The 17138-nt window shown below is 48.0% G+C and carries 12 protein-coding genes; 5 read left to right on the top strand and 7 right to left on the bottom strand.

The annotated features are described in order from the left end of the window. Positions 1-101: 101 nt before the first annotated feature. The 4 genes from ACMUEV_RS21250 to ACMUEV_RS21265 all read right to left on the bottom strand — a co-directional run bounded on the left by ACMUEV_RS21250 (position 102) and on the right by ACMUEV_RS21265 (position 5095). The gene (locus ACMUEV_RS21250; RefSeq protein WP_190647754.1) at positions 102-1370 is read right to left on the bottom strand and encodes a sensor histidine kinase; all 1269 of its coding nucleotides are present in this window, start codon (positions 1368-1370) and stop codon (positions 102-104) included. Between the two features lie 59 nt (positions 1371-1429). Then, positions 1430-3661 carry an ATP-binding protein gene (locus tag ACMUEV_RS21255; RefSeq protein WP_190647752.1) on the bottom strand — a complete coding sequence of 744 codons (2232 nt, stop codon included), beginning with the start codon at positions 3659-3661 and terminating at the stop codon, positions 1430-1432. A 3-nt stretch (positions 3662-3664) separates the two neighbouring features. Then, positions 3665-4648 (bottom strand): phosphate/phosphite/phosphonate ABC transporter substrate-binding protein, encoded by a 984-nt coding sequence (locus ACMUEV_RS21260; RefSeq protein WP_199329235.1) that lies wholly within the window; start codon positions 4646-4648, stop codon positions 3665-3667. Positions 4649-4876: 228 nt separating this feature from the next. Continuing rightward, the gene (locus ACMUEV_RS21265; protein WP_190647805.1) at positions 4877-5095 is read right to left on the bottom strand and encodes a hypothetical protein; all 219 of its coding nucleotides are present in this window, start codon (positions 5093-5095) and stop codon (positions 4877-4879) included. On the opposite strand from ACMUEV_RS21265, the gene ACMUEV_RS21270 reads away from it, so the two are divergent. The 3 genes from ACMUEV_RS21270 to ACMUEV_RS21280 all read left to right on the top strand — a co-directional run bounded on the left by ACMUEV_RS21270 (position 5033) and on the right by ACMUEV_RS21280 (position 9585). After that, complete coding sequence (locus ACMUEV_RS21270; protein WP_199329243.1) at positions 5033-6226, top strand: glycosyltransferase family 4 protein; 1194 nt, start codon at positions 5033-5035, stop codon at positions 6224-6226. The two genes, ACMUEV_RS21265 and ACMUEV_RS21270, sit on opposite strands and share 63 nt — an antisense overlap. A gap of 151 nt (positions 6227-6377) precedes the next feature. Further along, positions 6378-7787, top strand: a complete 1410-nt coding sequence (locus ACMUEV_RS21275; protein ID WP_190647747.1) for a hypothetical protein — start codon at positions 6378-6380, stop codon at positions 7785-7787. 154 nt (positions 7788-7941) lie between these two features. Continuing rightward, on the top strand, positions 7942-9585 hold the full coding sequence (locus tag ACMUEV_RS21280) for an iron uptake porin (protein ID WP_190647745.1): 1644 nt from the start codon (positions 7942-7944) through the stop codon (positions 9583-9585). 340 nt (positions 9586-9925) lie between these two features. Here ACMUEV_RS21280 and ACMUEV_RS21285 read toward each other — a convergent pair whose 3' ends face one another. Beyond that, complete coding sequence (locus ACMUEV_RS21285) at positions 9926-10948, bottom strand: NAD(P)/FAD-dependent oxidoreductase (protein WP_190647743.1); 1023 nt, start codon at positions 10946-10948, stop codon at positions 9926-9928. An 81-nt stretch (positions 10949-11029) separates the two neighbouring features. On the opposite strand from ACMUEV_RS21285, the gene ACMUEV_RS21290 reads away from it, so the two are divergent. Next, complete coding sequence (locus ACMUEV_RS21290) at positions 11030-11872, top strand: YaaW family protein (protein WP_017287234.1); 843 nt, start codon at positions 11030-11032, stop codon at positions 11870-11872. A 6-nt stretch (positions 11873-11878) separates the two neighbouring features. Next, entirely contained in the window at positions 11879-13132 is a 1254-nt protein-coding gene (locus ACMUEV_RS21295) for an O-antigen ligase family protein (RefSeq protein ID WP_190647741.1), read from the top strand. Between the two features lie 36 nt (positions 13133-13168). On the opposite strand, the gene ACMUEV_RS21300 is transcribed toward ACMUEV_RS21295, so the two are convergent. Both ACMUEV_RS21300 and ACMUEV_RS21305 read right to left on the bottom strand, forming a co-directional pair. Beyond that, positions 13169-13624: a hypothetical protein gene (locus tag ACMUEV_RS21300; protein ID WP_017287232.1), complete on the bottom strand. Its 456-nt coding sequence runs from the start codon at positions 13622-13624 to the stop codon at positions 13169-13171. A 317-nt stretch (positions 13625-13941) separates the two neighbouring features. Beyond that, positions 13942-17058: a valine--tRNA ligase gene (locus ACMUEV_RS21305; protein ID WP_190647739.1), complete on the bottom strand. Its 3117-nt coding sequence runs from the start codon at positions 17056-17058 to the stop codon at positions 13942-13944. Positions 17059-17138: the final 80 nt, after the last annotated feature.

The following is a 17138-nucleotide window of genomic DNA, read 5'->3' on the forward strand; positions in this document are numbered from 1 at the left end:
GCCAAACGCCCGGACGTAGAGCAAGATAGAAACGTAGACCCAATTATCAGCGTTGTCAAGTTGGATAAAGGGGCAGTTTTTACCCTCTTCCTTTCGGTTTATTAACTGATGGGCTGGCGTACTGGAAGCTGAATCACAAATTCAGTGCCTTGTCCCAGAGTCGAGTGGCAATCCAGTTTACCGTGATGCTTTTCAGCCACAATTTGATGGCTGATCGAGAGTCCGAGTCCTGTGCCTTTGCCGATCGCTTTTGTCGTGAAGAAAGGCTCAAAAAGCTTCGCGCGAATGTCTTCGGGGATGCCACTGCCGTTATCCGAGATCGTAATGTTGGCTTGCCCTTCATAGACAGAGGTACGAATCGTGATGACTGGAGCCGAGTGAGCGCTTGCTTCTAGCGCGTCGATCGCGTTACCGAGTAAGTTCATAAATACCTGATTCAGTTGGCTCGGATAGCATTCTACTAGACAGGGCTGCTGATAGTCTCTAACAATCTGAATGGCAGGAAGGTGAGAGCCTGCTTTCAGGCGATGCTGCAAAATTACAAGCGTACTCTCAATGCCTTCATGGATATCCACTGTGGTGAGCGCGGTCGTATCTAAACGAGAGAAGTTTCTGAGCGATAGAGCGAGATCGTGAATGCGATCGCTTCCCAGTTTCATCGAAGCAATGAGTTTGAGCAAATCCTCTTTTACATAAGCGACATCTATCTCTTCTATCCATGCTTGAATTCTAGGATCAGGCTCTGGATAGCATTCTTGGTACAGATCAATGAGTGCGGTTAGGTCTCGCACATAGGCTTGAGCAGGCTCTAGATTCGCGGCAATGAAGTTGATTGGATTGTTCAGCTCGTGAGCAACTCCAGCCACAAGTTGACCCAAGGTAGACATCTTTTCGCTCTGTACCAACTGAAGCTGAGCTTGTTGCAGGTTTTCTAATGTTTGAGAAAGTTCGCGCGTTTGTCGTGCTAGGTTCTTTTGGGCGTTGCTCAGTTGTAGATGAACTTGAATGCGAGCCAAAACTTCTTCATGTTGAATCGGTTTCGTCAGGTAATCTACTGCGCCTAAACGCAGTCCTCTCACTTTATCCACTGTGTCAGAAAGAGCCGTCATGAAAATCACAGGAATATCGAGAGTGGCAGAATTTGCTTTGAGACGCTGGCAGGTTTCAAAGCCATCTATTCCTGGCATCATCACATCGAGCAGAATCAGATCAGGACGAAAAGACTGGAGACGTTGCAATGCCGCATCTCCGCTTTTGGCAATCGCAACTCGGTAGCCAATCTCGCTGAGCACATCGAACAAAACTTGAATATTCGTCGGATTATCATCTACGACTAAGATGGTTCCGATTGGACTCGTTTCAACAGGCATCAGACAACTCCTAACATCGAGCAATAAAAGGTACACATCATCGAATCGCGAGAATTTCGTTAGAGATAAGGATCAAGCAGATTTAGAATTGCCTCATCATCAAAAGCTTGGCTCAGATCTAAGAGTTTGTTTGCAAAGAGCGTATATTGCGGATCGAGTTGTTTGAGACGGGCTGCTTCTTTCTGAATGTCTGCCATAAAACCATCTTGGGCAGCCTGATAAAGACGCTGCAGTTCCGATGCGGGAGGAACAACCCAGCTAGGCGGATCTACAACTGTAACTGAAGTTGCCTCTTTCTCTTCAGGGGTTTCATAGATCCATTGCACAGATAGATATCGTTCTAATTCACCCAGCAATCCAGTAAATTCGATCGGTTTTGGGAAAAATCCATTACAGCCTGCCTCGCTTGCGGCTTGGACATCAACTTCAGATAAGCTAGCAGGTGAGGCAATGATCGGAGTATCTGCAAAATCAGGGAGTTGACGGAGGCGACGAGTCATCTCTATCCCAGTCATTTCTGCCATGATCATATCGGTAATGATCAGGTCGGGGCGAATCTTTAAGGCAAGATTGAGTCCAATTTGACCATTCTCCGCTTCTATAACGTTGAAGCCCAAAGGTGTTAGCATTTCTGCAATGATGGTGCGATTTTCCGCCCGATCTTCAACGACTAGAATTTTACGACGCTCTCCTTGGTAACCAATCACATTTCGCTGCGTTGGAGATTCAGCCAGCCAGTCATTTGCCGCAGGAATATGAACTTCAAACCAAAAGCTACTTCCTTTGCCGAGAGTACTTCTGACTTGAATTGTACTTCCCATCATTTCAACAATTTGCTGACTGATTGCGAGTCCTAAACCTGTTCCTTCATGATTGCGATCGCGCTTTCCTGCTTGCTCAAACGGCAGAAAAATTGATTTCAGTTTCTCGGGCGCAATGCCGAGACCAGAGTCTGTAATCTGGAAACGGATGCGGTGGATTTTAGCAGTGGATTGATAGTTAGGGGGTTGAGAAGTGACAGGCAAGACACTCACGGTAAAGCTGACCTTGCCAAAGTCCGTAAATTTGACAGCATTGCTGAGTAAATTGAGCAAGACTTGGCGCAGGCGTTTGTCATCTGCATGGAGCGCTACAGGCAAATTTTCATCGGGCTGGTAGTCGAAAATTACTCCTTTTTGCTCGGCTTTGATCCGGCAGATATCGACTGTTGTGCTCAAGAAGTTCGCGAAATGGAAGTCTTGAGGGTAGAGATCCATCTTTTGAGCTTCTAGTTTAGACAGATCGAGAATGTCATTGATCAAAGTCAGCAGATGAGAGCCACACTGATGAATGACACCTAAGCCTTTGTGCTGCTTCTCTGTTGTAGTAGGATCGCGCTGGAGAATTTGAGCATAACCTAGAATCCCATTGAGCGGAGTTCGCAATTCGTGATTCATATTCGCGAGAAATTCGCTCTTGATACGGTTTGCTGCTTCGGCAGATTCTTTCGCGACTTGGAGATCAGTAAGATTCTGCTGTAAGGTGGCTTGAGCTTGACTGAGATTCTCAGCCATTTGATTAAAAGCTTGGGCGACTTGCTCAATTTCATCATTGCTGCGAATGGTTAGTTGATAAGCTAAGTTTCCTGCCCCAATTTCTGCAGCTCCTTGCTGAAGGTGTTTAAGCGATCGAATCGTGGGGCGTAAAATCCGCCAAAACATGCCAAAAACCATCAAAATCAGCAGTAAAATTGTGACATAAGAGAAGAGAGTACTGATCTGTCGGACTTGCTCTAACTCTTGTTGAGCTTGCTCGGCTTGCTGCTCGGCTTGCTGCTCCAGTCTTTCTAAGAAGAAGTTAATATCGCGCCCGAAGCCGTTGATTGCTCGAAAATCATGCCGAAGCTCAGTGATCGTGGCTTGAGAAGCTTGAGCCGCTTCTTGCCGAATTGCTTCAATTAAGTTTTCTTCGAGTTCTTCAAAAATTGCCGATCGCTGGTAGATCGCTTGAACATCTGCCGTGGGAGATAGAGATTTTAGTTCTTCTAGCAGGACATCGAGATCAACATCTTCTTCGCTTTCTTTTTCCAAATCGAGATTGCGAAATAAGACATGGTCTTTAATCATCAAGATCTCGCCAGAAAGCTGATTTTTTACTCGTGTCGTCAGTTCAATTCGCCGTTTGGCTTGTGTGTATTTTTCGAGCGTAGTAGATTCGATATAGTTGCGCCAGAGCGTACTCCCTCCAGAAACCAGCGTGATCGCACCGACTAGCGCCACCGAGATCCCTACAAATTTGGTCGCAATTCTCATCGGTTATGGCTCCTTTGTCAGATTGAGTTCCTGCCGCAGGTCTTGAACGGCTTCATAGTCTTCTGCTTCGACCAGGGTATAACCTATTGTTTCAGCCCCCATCAGGTCTTGAATGCCTTCAGGAGTCGTAAGAAATGCCTCTTTCAGCTTCTCGACTAGCTCAGGGGGAAGAGTTTCAGAAATCAACACAGGCGAATGCGGAAATGGATCAGACTGCCAAATGATTCTGACTGCTTGTTCGGATAGTTTGCCCTGCTGCTTCCATCGAGTGTAAGTTGCTAAGTTTGTCGCGATCGCATCTGCTGCTTTACCTAACATGGCGGCAGTCCGATCATGCGTGTCTCCAAAAATCACGGCTGCAAGATCGCGTTCTGGTTGAATGCCTAGTTCTCTCAATGCAGCTAGAGGCTTGAGATATCCTGATGTCGAGGAGCGATTCACAAACGCAACTCGTTTGTTCTTAAGGTCGGCGAGAGTTTTGATTGAGCTTTTTGCAGGGACTAAGATACAGGCACGATACCAAGGGCGCAGGGTATATCGATCAATCGGTGCCACCAGTGGCGTAACTTTTGCCCCTCGCTCTAGTGCTTCAAAGTAGGATGCTCCCCCCATATAAGCTGCATTCACTTGCCCTGCCACGAGTACATTGATGCTATCTTCGTAGTCTTTGGCAACCATGAAATCAACAGGCTGACCCAGCACTTTTTCTAGATGAGCTTTAAGAGGGGGGATCATACGCTCTTGCTCAGACCGATCTTGAGCCGGCTGCACGATGATTTTTAGAGCGACTGGCTCTGAGGATTGGGGTGAGGCAACTCGTGAATTAGATGGCGTGATCTTGCTACAGCTTATTGAGGTCAACGCGATCGCGATCCAGAAAAATCTGCGGAGTTGACAGCTAGACATTTGTAAAAAGCCGCGCTCTAAAGGGCTGGAGTTCGTGCAAGATGTAGATAAGTTCTGCGTGAGACAGGGTTTAGAGTTCATTGCCGGAGCCTAGAGAGACACTTCAAAGCGCAATTGATCCAAAAATGATTTGGCAAAACTGCACGCGGTATGCAACCTGCCCTTCAAAAAATCAAGTTAATACAGACGATTTCTAGAAGAACACGTTCTCTAGCGTTCCCAAGCAGCAAGGATTTGAGATTATTGATCAGAAATTTCTACGGCTACCATTTTTTTGGACGTGCCTCGCTCTGTATCGACCCTTTTGGATCACTCGATACTCATGCTTTGTGTTGGGCACAGGGTTTCCCACTGAATGCTCAAATATTCCCCTGCATTCTTCGCAAATCCACCTAGAAGCCCGATCGCAACTTTTGGGCATACCGAGAAAGTCGCGATCGTTTCATTTGCCCCATGAACATCCTCATGCTCTCGACCACGTTCCCCTATCCCCCCACCAAAGGCGGAACTCAGGTACGAACTTTCCATTTACTGAGATATCTCCATCACTTTCATTCCGTTACCGTTCTCACTCAACGAAGTGCTGATGTGAGCGATGCGGACATTGCTGCACTGCGAGAACATGTCAGTGAATTAGTTGTTTTTGACAAACCTACCGATCGCTCAAATAAACTGCAACGATTCGCGAATTTTCTCATGGAAGGCACGCCGCCTAGTGTGCGATCGAACTATTCCCCTGCGATGCAAGCCTGGATTGATCAACACATTGATAAGTTTGATGTCATCACCTGCGAACACAGCGTCAACGAAGCTTACATCCGTCCTGAATTTCGGCATAAAGCAGTCGTCAATGTGCACAGTTCAGTCTATGGTTCTTGTCGCAATCAATTGCAAACCGGGACTTCTGAGCATGAACTGCGCGATCGCATCAATCTACCCTTGCTCAAACGCTATGAGAAACGCTTTTGCAGCAAATTCTCACACATTGTCGTTACGACCGAAGACGATCGCACCCAGCTTCAAAGTTTTCATCCAAACGCTGCAATCCGTGTCATTCCGAATGGCGTTGATTTTACCGAATTTCCTTATCGCACAGCCGATCCAGGCGGACATCACCTGATCTTTATTGGTGCGATGGATAACTTAGCCAATATTGATGCAGCAAAATATCTCACGTTGGAAATCCTGCCGCAAGTACAAGCAAAATATCCAGATACCACCTTGTCTCTGGTTGGCGCACGACCAACTTCAGAAGTTTTGCAACTGCAAGATCGAGCATTTGTCACTGGACGGGTCGAATCGATCGCTGAACATTTACACTGTGCAACAGTCTGTGTGATTCCGATGCGAACCGGATACGGAATCAAAAATAAAACATTAGAAGCAATGGCAGCCGGAACACCGATCGTATCAAGTGATCGAGGGCTAGAAGGATTGCAGTTTAGCCATCCAATGCGCGCATTACACGCCAATACGACCCCTGAATATGTCACCGCAATTTCCCGGTTATTTGACGATGCAGCGTTACGATCGCAACTTTCAGAAAATGCACGATCGCTCATTGAAACCGAGTACACCTGGGAACGCGCCGGACATCAATATTTACAAGTCTTAGAGGAGATTCTAAACAGATCAAAAGATTCTGGGCTTACGGGGTGATTTTGACCCAAAATTCTATTTCAGGGCAGATCAGACCTAAGGCAAGAATCTTTAGAGCATCCTCTTAGAAAGGAAATCGCGCGCAAACTCAGAGACGCATATACCATTCAAAGAAGGGCAGTTTTTTACAACGCATCAGTTTTAAGAAGCTATGAAAAAAATCGGGGCAGTTCCTTGGAAATCGGTCGGCTCATTTTTAGCGATCGCCAGCGCAGCAGGATGCGTTGTCACCAGCATTTGGCTGAGTACAGAATTCATCATGGATCCAAAATCGGTTGCATGGATGAATCGCTATTTGCCCGATGATGCGCAAATCCCCATCAGCGCGTGGGACGATCCAAAATCTCTAAAAGAAGTTCAAGCCGATCTGCGAAAAGCAGGATTATATGCAGGCGAGGTCGTTCGAGTCGAAACTGTCAAGCAAGGCAAACCAAAACAAATCGATATACTCATGCCTGTTTTTCGACCAGGACAAGCGGATCAAGACGATCGCTTAGTCGAACTTCGGGCTTACCGCCTTGTCAAAAATTCCACTGCCCGCAAGCCAGAAGCACTACAATTCGTCAATCAAATCGAAGTGCGCGAGATGCGAGAAGATTTTGTCACCGAGCCACTGGTGCGCGCACGGGCGATGAATCCTAGTTCCGATCGCGAATTGCCGTTTACCAACGTGCAGCGCCTTGAGGATCGTGCCCCCCAGAACGGCATTTGGCTAAATGTCAATGGCAAACTTCAACAGGGGGATAGCTCGATCGCATATGGTCAAGTTATCTACTACAACCCGATAACCACGGCAATGAGCGCGATGCTGTCTTGGACAAGCCCGGATGGCGAACTCCCCACTTGGCAAGCTGTCCCGAAGGGGCGACCCGCTGAATTTGTGGTGAATCAAACTGTAGGATTGGAACCCGATTTTCAGGTGTATCAACTGAGATCAGTCAAACGTAAAAATATCCCCTTTCAACTCCAGCCAATTTCGCTCAGCCAACCTGCGATCGCCAATGGAGCGTTCACCGATGCACTCTTTCTCGCACGCAGCGGATTGTGGTCAAATGCCTCGGAATACTTGAAATCGGTCAAACGTCGAGTCGGGTCAGCCTGGACTCCTGCGGCTCAAGCTCAGATGGATTTGATCGATCGACATGCGAAAATTACCAAAACTCAAGCCGATCAACCTTGGGCAAATGTCAGCCAGCAAATCCTAGCAAACTTGCTGGATGGACGCTGGGAAAGAGCCGCTCAGGTGATGGAAAAATCCTCGATCGATCATCCTGAAGTGCTAGATGTGCTCAAATACGATCCCGGACGCGTTCAAAAGCGAATTAATGCAGCGCTTCAATTTAATCCGTCGCGATCCGAAGTACAGATGTGGGGCGCACTGAGAATGGCAACTCAGCAGGGCAAACCCAATGCGATCGCGTGGCTGAAAAATCAACCCCTCGATTCGAGCGCTCGCCGTACCCAAACCCTGAAGATGCTCAACCAACTGGACGCGATGACCTTCGGCAACCTCATGCCCGCCGATGAACCAGCTAAAACTTCTCAAAACAAGAAAATATAAATGACAATATTCTCAAGTTTTAGTAGCATTTGATAAGTTTTACAAGCTGTCATTGTCCTAAATAAAAGCTTAAATTTAATCACATCGATCGTAATCTTGTTGACAATGAGATTTATTATCAGAAAGTTATTGATGTGGTGTGAGATTTAGCTCCATGACAAAATCTTTATTCATTCATTCCCTGGTGGTTGCGGCAAGCTTAGGCATTGCAACGAGTGCAACGGCTGCTGAAGTGGCAGAATTGACTGCCCAAGAACCTTTCAATCAAGTCACTTCGGTTTCCCAACTTTCCGACGTGCGCCCGACCGATTGGGCATTCCAAGCTTTGCAATCCTTAGTCGAACGCTACGGCTGTATTGCAGGCTATCCCGATCGTACCTATCGCGGCAATCGGGCTTTAACGCGGTATGAATTTGCAGCGGGACTGAATGCTTGTCTCGATCGTGTGAACGAACTGATCGCAGCAGCAACCGCTGATCTCGTGAAAAAAGAAGATTTAGCCACGTTACAAAAGCTGCAAGAAGAATTTGCAGCAGAACTGGCAACCTTGCGCGGACGCGTCGATTCGCTCGAAGCTCGAACTTCCACGCTGGAGAAACAGCAATTCTCAACGACCACGAAACTCAATGCAGAAATCGTGCTTGGCATTACTGGAGTCGCAGCAGGGCGCGATTTTATTCGCAGAGAATTTGATCCAGTCACGGGAACAAGTAATGAAGTTGTCGATCGCGTGTCTCGCAATACGATCGTCGGCAATCGGGTTCGTCTCAACTTCGATACCAGCTTTACTGGGCGCGACATCTTGAGAACTCGCCTCCAAGCTGCGAATCTTTCTGCTCTGCCCGCAGGCATCAACGGCAACACCCTGACCAATGAAGGCGCACTGCGCTTTGCAGGTGGAGAAAACAACGAACTGGGAGTCGATGCTCTGAACTATACGTTTCCCCTCGGTGAAAAGACCACCGTTGTCATCGAAGCGAATGCAGGTGCGATCGATGACTTTACCGATACGCTCAATCCGTATCTGGATGGAGATGGGGGATCAGGCGCACTCAGCCACTTTGGGACTCGGAACTCGATCTACTATCTAGGGAATGGAGCGGCTGGAACTGGGGTTGGAGTCCGCCACAAATTTAGCGATGCTCTAGAACTAAGCTTGGGCTATCTTGCGGGTGAACCTAGTTCTCCTGCTCCTGGAAATGGTCTATTTAATGGCTCTTATGGCGCGCTAGCACAATTGACCTTCCGCCCCAGTGAGCGATTAGGAATTGGACTCACTTACATTCATGCTTACAATGTCGATTTTTCTGGCAATGGCGCAGTCGGCAGTACCCGCGCAAACTTCCGATCGCTCGCTGAGAATGGTTTCCTTGCCGATGAAGTTCCAACATCTGCGAATGCATACGGAATTTCAGCTTCTTTCCAAATTACGCCGCAGGTTGTTTTCAATGGGTCTGTCGGCTATACGAATGCTCAATCGTTGCAGCCTGGAAATCGAGGCGATTTGGACATTTGGAACTGGTCGGCAGGGCTCGCATTCCCAGATTTTCTCAAGAAGGGAAGCTTGGCTGGCATCATCGTAGGTATGGAGCCGAGAGTGTCGAGTAGCAGCGGCACATTTGGACAAGCAATCGGACGCGATCGCAATACCTCTCTGCACATCGAAGGCTTCTATCAGTATCAACTCACTGACAACATTGCGATCACGCCTGGGATCATCTGGTTAACAGCTCCAAACCATGACAATCGCAATGATGACATTGTGATTGGAACGATTAGAACGACTTTCACGTTCTAAGGCGAGACTGCTCTCTCTGATAGGGAGATGGGGAGATAGGGAGCAATCTGAATCTAGGTTCTCCCCACTCCCACTCCGTAAAATGACAACTAAGTAGGGAGATGCAATTAATTGAAAGATCGTCGCTCTCGTTTGCGTCTCGCCCTGAACTGGAAGTTCGGGCTAACCGTGCGAACTGGGTTGAAACCCACTGAAGAAGGCATTTTCATGGGCTGTTAGTCCCAGAGCGGACTTCGCACCGTTAGCCCCGAATTCATTCTGGGGCGGGTGAACAACGAAGCGAGAAAACTTGCCGAACTGATTATTAATTACGCCCATCTACTTAGGTTCTACGCCAAGCCTATATTTGCCACCAAAATCGCTCTCCCAACGATCGATTCCCCAACCTCCGATTCAATTCATGCGCTGTCGCGATTCCCGCCTGAAAAGCATTCTCAACCCGATTTCCCCCACACCAATCTCCCGTAAACATTAACGGTTGCTCGGTATCTGCAACCAGAAACGACTCCGGCAACGGTTGGATCGGAAAAGCATACCGCCACCGATGCACCTGCAACACTTCAGGACTCGTTAACCATGGCAACCCGACCTCAGACGCTCGTTCTAGTAACCTTTCCCCAACTTTCTGAAGATCTAGATCTTCTAAGTACCGAGTTGCAAATGCTGCATTACTCTGAACTACAACTGCCGGCTGCACCGGATGTATCTGCTTCGTACTATCTAATCCAATCCATCCCAACTCCGGGTCAGCACAAATCAATGCTTTCCACGGCAATTGCCCAACTTCACTCTGTCGCTCTGCTGGATAAACCGCGATCGCACTAATACAGGGCGAATACTCAACCTGATTTAACTTGTCCCATTCATACAACTGTGCCGCCTGTGGAGCCGGGATCGCGATCACCACGACCTGAGCCGAAATTGTTTCGCCTGATTCGCAGTGCAATTGCCAACCTGGTTTGATCTCGGTCACGCGATGATTCAGCTTTAACGTTAAACCAGCCGAGAGAAACTTCGCGATCGCCGAAATTCCCGTTGGCGAAACATAACAAGCTGCTTGAGATTCAGGAGCGCGGATCTGTCCGTCTACCCATTCGTGAATTCGATCTGTCCAAACTCGGCTAACTTGACGATCGACTAGCTGATCCAATAAATTCTGAAACTCATCCGACTTCGGCTTGAGATAACACACGCCATGATCGGCATGAGTTCCGTGGAGACGGCGCGTTGCCATGCGTCCGCCCAAACCCCGCGATTTATCCAGCACGACAACCTTATACCCGGCTTGGTGCAACATTTGAGCACAAGTGAGACCAGACATACCTGCACCGACGATCGCAATTTCAAATTGAGAATCTAACATATTGATGAAACCGTAAATTCCGAAGTACCGTCTTGCTTAGGTAGAATGAATCTTGACGCTGCATCGGGAGGAAAGTAACCAGTGGATGAGTTTAGAGCCGCATTGGAATTAGCAACAGATGATGAACTGCGCGAACTGACTGAAATCTTGTTTCGTCCCAAATTCAATCCTCTCGATTATGTCAATGCCCCCGATCCAATCGATCTGCAAAGCCTATGTCGAGAAGACTGGCTTGATGCGATCGACGATCGTTTCCGCTTTCTCGCTGCCGATGGCATCACGGTCTTGCGCCGCAAAACTGGGCAAGTGAGCTATCGCCAAGTACTCATTCAGGTCTGCCGATATTTGAAATTGCCTTATTCAGCCTCAATGTCTACGACAGACTTAGAAGCAGAAGTTTTTCTCAGTTTATTAAACCGAGCTTGGAAGCAATTGCCTGCATCAGAACAAACGGCTTTAACGAACCGTATTCAGAATACTTTATCGAAAACTGATTTTGTTGCAGATTTGCCGCTGTCTCTACAAAAGAATCCGATGTCACTCGTGGTTAAAGGTGGCAGCGCTTTAGCGGTGAATACTGTTCTTCAGCCGCTCCTACTGCAACATATCGCCCGCCAGTTTGCACTGCATTTTGCCCGCTATCAAGTGGCACAACAAGCGATCACCCAAGGCGGAATTGCTGCGGCAACTCAGATTCAAACTCAGGTTTCGATGCAGCTAGCTCGACGCGGAATGACAATGGCATCAGCGCGATATACAGCATCTCGTGCAGCATTTGCCTTTGTCGGATCAGCACTTTGGGCATGGTTTTTAGCGGATTTGGGATGGAGAGCGATCGCGACGAATTACGGACGAGTCATCCCAACAATTTTTGCGCTGGCTCAGATTCGCTTAACGCGATCGGAATGTTTTGAACCGATTTAGCCAGAGATGAAAGCGCTTCAGCCTCACCCCGATCCAAATTTCCAACGCCATTGGAATGTCGTGCAAATCGGATTATTTCTGCTGCCCTTTAGTGCTTTTTTGGGCGGCACTTCGATTTTGATGGTTGCGATCGCAATCTGGGTGAGAAAATTTTCGAGCTTAAGTCGTGAACCTGTCAATCGAGGCTTTGCGATTCTAGGACTGGTGATGATTGCAGCCGCTTGGTTTGCAGACGATCGCGCAAATGCTTTTCTTGGATTGTTCAATTTTTTGCCGTTCTTTTTCACGTTTGCAGCACTAGCTGATCTGATTCGATCTCCAAAACAACTCACGCAAATTGCTTGGATTTGGGTAATCACTTCTATCCCTGTCACTGTGATCGGGATTTTGCAACTGCTCAATTTCGGTGGTATGCCTTCGCTGCTGTGGGGGTTAATTTCTTGGAAAGTTTTCGCCGGGGGTAATCCTGTTGGGCGAATGGCATCGGTATTTGAATATGCGACGATTTTGGCAAATTACTATGCGATCGTCTTTATTCTCAGTTTGGGATTATGGCTAAAAGAGCGCAGAAAACTCCTAATCGGAATTGTTTTACTCAACGCAATCGGACTCATTCTCACCAATTCTCGTAATGTTTGGGCGATCGCAGTTTTAGCCTGTCTAGCCTTTGCCCTGTATCAAGGCTGGAAAACTATCGTTGCCGCTGTGGGAGCGATCACAGGAATTATCCTAGGAGCCGCGTTTGCTCCAGACTCGATCGCACTGCCCTTACGCAAAATTGTGCCAAGATTTTTCTGGGCAAGACTCAACGATCAAATGTACAGCGATCGACCTGTGAATCAACTGCGATCGACACAGTGGAAATTTGCCTGGAACATGACCGAGCAGCGACCGCTAACAGGTTGGGGCTTGAGAAGCTTTGCTCGTCTCTACACTGAACAGATGCAGCTTTGGATAGGACATCCGCATAACTTATTTCTCATGCTCTCTTCTGAATCCGGTTTACCTGCTGCTGTAATGTTGTATGGACTCGTCGGTTGGATCATGGCACAGGGCATTTGGATTTGGAAAGCACTCTCCCCGACAAACCGCCCGATCTATTTCACGTTCTGGATTGCCTTTTTAGCCTGCACCTTGTTCAGTTTCTTAGATATCGCCCTGTTCGATGCGCGGATTAATTTGATGGGATGGGTGTTGCTTGCGGCGATTTGGAAGATGGAAGAGAGTGGAGAGTGGGGAGTAAGATTGCGAGGGTCTTAACCCTGCCTACTCCCTACCCCCTACTCCCCACTTTTTCTACTCCTGCTGCGCCCTCACCTGTGACATCAACATCTCCAACTGTTTCTTCTCGTTCTTCAGTTCTTCTTCCAACTCCTGAATCTGCTCGCGTCTCGCCTCAAGCTCGATCGCTCGTCTCGCCAACTCTTGGCTTTCCAGCGTCAAAGACTGCCGCCACTGTTCCGCCCGCTCTGTCTCCTGCTGCAAAAATGCAGGCGTAATTCCATACGTTAGATAGCGCTGAACCAACTCCAGCACCCAATCTTTCGCTTCGCGAATATCTAAAATCTGATTGCTACTCGAAATCTCAACCAAAACTAGCAAGCCATCCGCATACGTATTGGCTTCAGCCGAAAGAACCGTTTCTTCTTCCGGGAGCCTCGTCCAAACATGCTCAGACTTTTGAGCAGCCAATAAGCGCAATCCTGCCTTGCCTAGATAGCCTTTTTTTTGAACTTGCGCCAAGTGCAGCATTAATTTACTCTCGATATCATCTCAAAGGGAACGATGCAAGTCAGGGGTGTCTACAAGACGCTGGAGATGCTGCCTGGGCTGATTCGACAACATACTACGCTGTATCCCCGTTTCATCGCCCGTAGGTGCACTGACCTGATAAGTACCGTTATTGAACTGCCTCCGTTATAACCCGGGTGCTTCCACTATCTGTACCTAACATGACAGTATAACTTTTCCGTTTTCTCTGGCGATGCTCATTCTCCCTGCCTCATCGAATTAAAAAAAAAGACGCTAGATTTCAGCGTCTCTTGTTGAAAAATTAAGAATTGATAAATTTATAGGCGATCGAGCTTCGACTTGAGAATTTCTGCCTGTTTTTCTGCTTCGGCTAATGCATCGCGATTTGATTGCACAACTTCAGGCGGTGCTTTATCCACAAATTTCGGATTACTCAAGCGTCCCCTCAAAGATTGAATCTCGGCATCGACTTTCTTCAAATCCCGCTCAATCTTAGCTTTCATCGCCTCAAAATCGACCAGTCCAGCCAGAGGGATCGAGATTTTCACAGTTCCAGTGACCCCAACAATCGTTTGAACATCGTCCGTTTGAACATCATCCGCTGCTTCCGAGATCTGCGGTTCTTCAACGGGTGCAACTGCGACGATTGGCGCAGGTTCTCCAATCACTTCACGAGTAAAAGTTTGCACTTGCTTGAAGAAAACTTGGCGATCGTCTTTGTTCCAGAGTCGCGCTTTGGTAAACCAGATCGTATAGATAATCCCAACCACTTCAAGGAATGGTGCGAGCAATGGAATTTCGTGAATTCCACTGGTGACTGTCGCAGCAATCTTAAGGGCGAAAATAATCGAGCCAATCAGCAAGAGCGATAACAAGACGTTCTGATTCTTAGCAATAAAAGAACCAACGATGTCGAGAGCCATGACTAAAACTGGAGCATCGTCCGCGATCGCACTCGCTTTCGGGGCAGATACGGTTCTAGCAGGCTGATCTGCCGTACTCGTAATCGACAAGGTTTCAACTCTTGCCAAGTCTTTGATATAAGACTGTCCTGCAATCAGGGTTTGCTTTTCTTGCGGATCTTCGGTTTGCATCGCAACCGTGATTCTCGCTCCTGGCTTAATTTCCGCTCCGGCTCTCAAGTTCCGAATTGTGCGAATCGAGTTGATAATCAGGTCAAACTGCCGCTCTAAGTTGGCATCGATCGCACTTGCATCTGGACTCGGATAAGGTTGGAGCGCCAACGATTCTGTTTCAGGCGCTTGAGTCAGCGTGTGCCAAATCTCTTCGGTAATGTGTGGCATAAACGGATGTAAGAGTTTCAGCGTTCCTTCCAACACATACGCCAGAGTTTGCTGAGCCGCCAAACGCGAAGTTGTCGGCTCTCCTTGTAAGCGCGATTTTACAAGCTCGATATATTGGTCGCAAAAATCGCCCCAAATGAACTCATAGAGACTCTTTGCGGCTTCTCCGAATCCATAGCGATCGAGCGAGGTTCGGACATCCTGCGCCACTTGATGAAATCGCGACAAAATCCAGCGATCGCTCAACTCCAACTGATCCGGCGCACCCAATTGAGCGGGAGTCTTCCCGTCCAAGTTGAGCATGACGAACCGCGACGCATTCCAAAGTTTGTTGGTGAAATTGCGCGAGGCTTCAACTGTTTCGGATTCATCGGTTTTGCGATCGTATGCGATGCGAATGTCTTGCCCTGCACCCGTCACTTCTCGAATCAGGGTATATCTCAGCGCATCCGTGCCATATTTATCGATCAAGATTAGAGGATCGATGCCGTTGTTGGCAGATTTCGACATCTTTTTATTGTTCTCATCCCGGACTAATCCGTGAATGTAGACATCCTTAAACGGCATTTGTCCGGTGAAATGTCCTGCCATCATCGTCATCCGGGCGACCCAGAAAAAGATAATGTCGAAGCCTGTTACCAGCGTGGCAGTGGGATAGTAGCGCTTGTAATCCTCGGCATCGGTATCCGACCAGCCCAACGTCGAAAAAGGCCACAATCCAGAAGAAAACCAAGTATCCAACACATCCGGATCTTGCTCAATCTGAACCGATTCGCCAAACTGCTCGATCGCTTTCTGTTGCGCTTCGGCTTGCGATCTCGCCACAATAAACGGCGTGTAATCGGTGATCTCGCCATTGGTTTCACTCACTGCATACCAGGCTGGAATCTGATGTCCCCACCACAACTGCCGCGAGATACACCAATCTTTCAAGCTCACCAACCAATCGCGATACACTTTCGTCCAGCGATCGGGCACAAATTTCGGAGAAGTCTGATCATCTAAAAACGATAACGCTCGACTCGCCAGCGGTTCAATTTTGACAAACCACTGCGTTGACAGTAACGGTTCAACCGGGACTTTTCCGCGATCGCTGTACGGAACCGTGTGCTTATAAGGCTCAATTTTCTCTAAACAGCCTTCTTCTTCCAATCGTTTGACAACATTTTTACGAGCAACGAAGCGATCCTGCCCCTGGAATTCTCCAGCGTTCTCATTCATCGTGCCGTCTTTGTTCATCACATTGATTGACGGCAATTTGTGACGCTGACCCATCTCGAAATCGTTTGGATCGTGAGCAGGCGTGACTTTTACGCAACCTGTTCCGAAACTTGGATCAACGTGATCATCTCCGATAATTGGGATTTCGCGATACACCAGCGGCAAGATCAGCGTTTTACCGATCAGATGTTTATAGCGATCGTCATTCGGATTCACCGCAACGGCTGTATCCCCCAACATTGTTTCCGGTCGAGTCGTTGCCACAACTAAAGAGCCATCTTCACCCACGATCGGATATTTGAAGTACCAGAGATTCCCGTCTACTTCTTTATTTTCAACTTCGAGATCCGACACAGCAGACTGACTGGACGGACACCAGTTGACTAAATAATTACCGCGATAAATCAAGCCTTCGTCGTGCAGCTTCACGAAGGCATCTAACACCGCAGCCGAAAGCCCTTCATCCATCGTGAATCGTTCGCGCGACCAATCGACGGACACCCCTAAGCGTCGAAGTTGATTCACGATCGTGCCGCCGGATTCAGCTTTCCATTTCCAGGCACGTTCTAAAAACTGCTCACGTCCTAAATCATTGCGCGTCTTACCTTCTTCTTTTAATTGCCGCTCTAGAATCGTTTGAACCGCAATACTCGCGTGATCGGTTCCAGGTAGCCACAGCGTATTCTTACCGAGCATCCGCTGATATCGAATTAACACATCGATCAGCGAACTCTCAAAGGCGTGACCCATATGTAAGCTACCCGTGACATTTGGTGGCGGAATCACGACGCAATAAGGTTCGCCAGGTTGACTCGGATCAGCCTTAAAGACCTGATTTTCCTCCCAGAACTTTTGCCATTTCGCTTCGGTGGTGCTTGCGTTGTATTGAGTTGGGAGAGAGGCAATCATGAGAAGTTTTAAAAAATCGGGGACATTTAGCCATCATAAACGCTTCTCAGCGTGAGCAGGCGTTAAAAATGGGCACTCCT

Source organism: Leptolyngbya sp. FACHB-1624 (assembly GCF_047649235.1).
GTDB lineage: Bacteria > Cyanobacteriota > Cyanobacteriia > Leptolyngbyales > Leptolyngbyaceae > Leptolyngbya > Leptolyngbya boryana.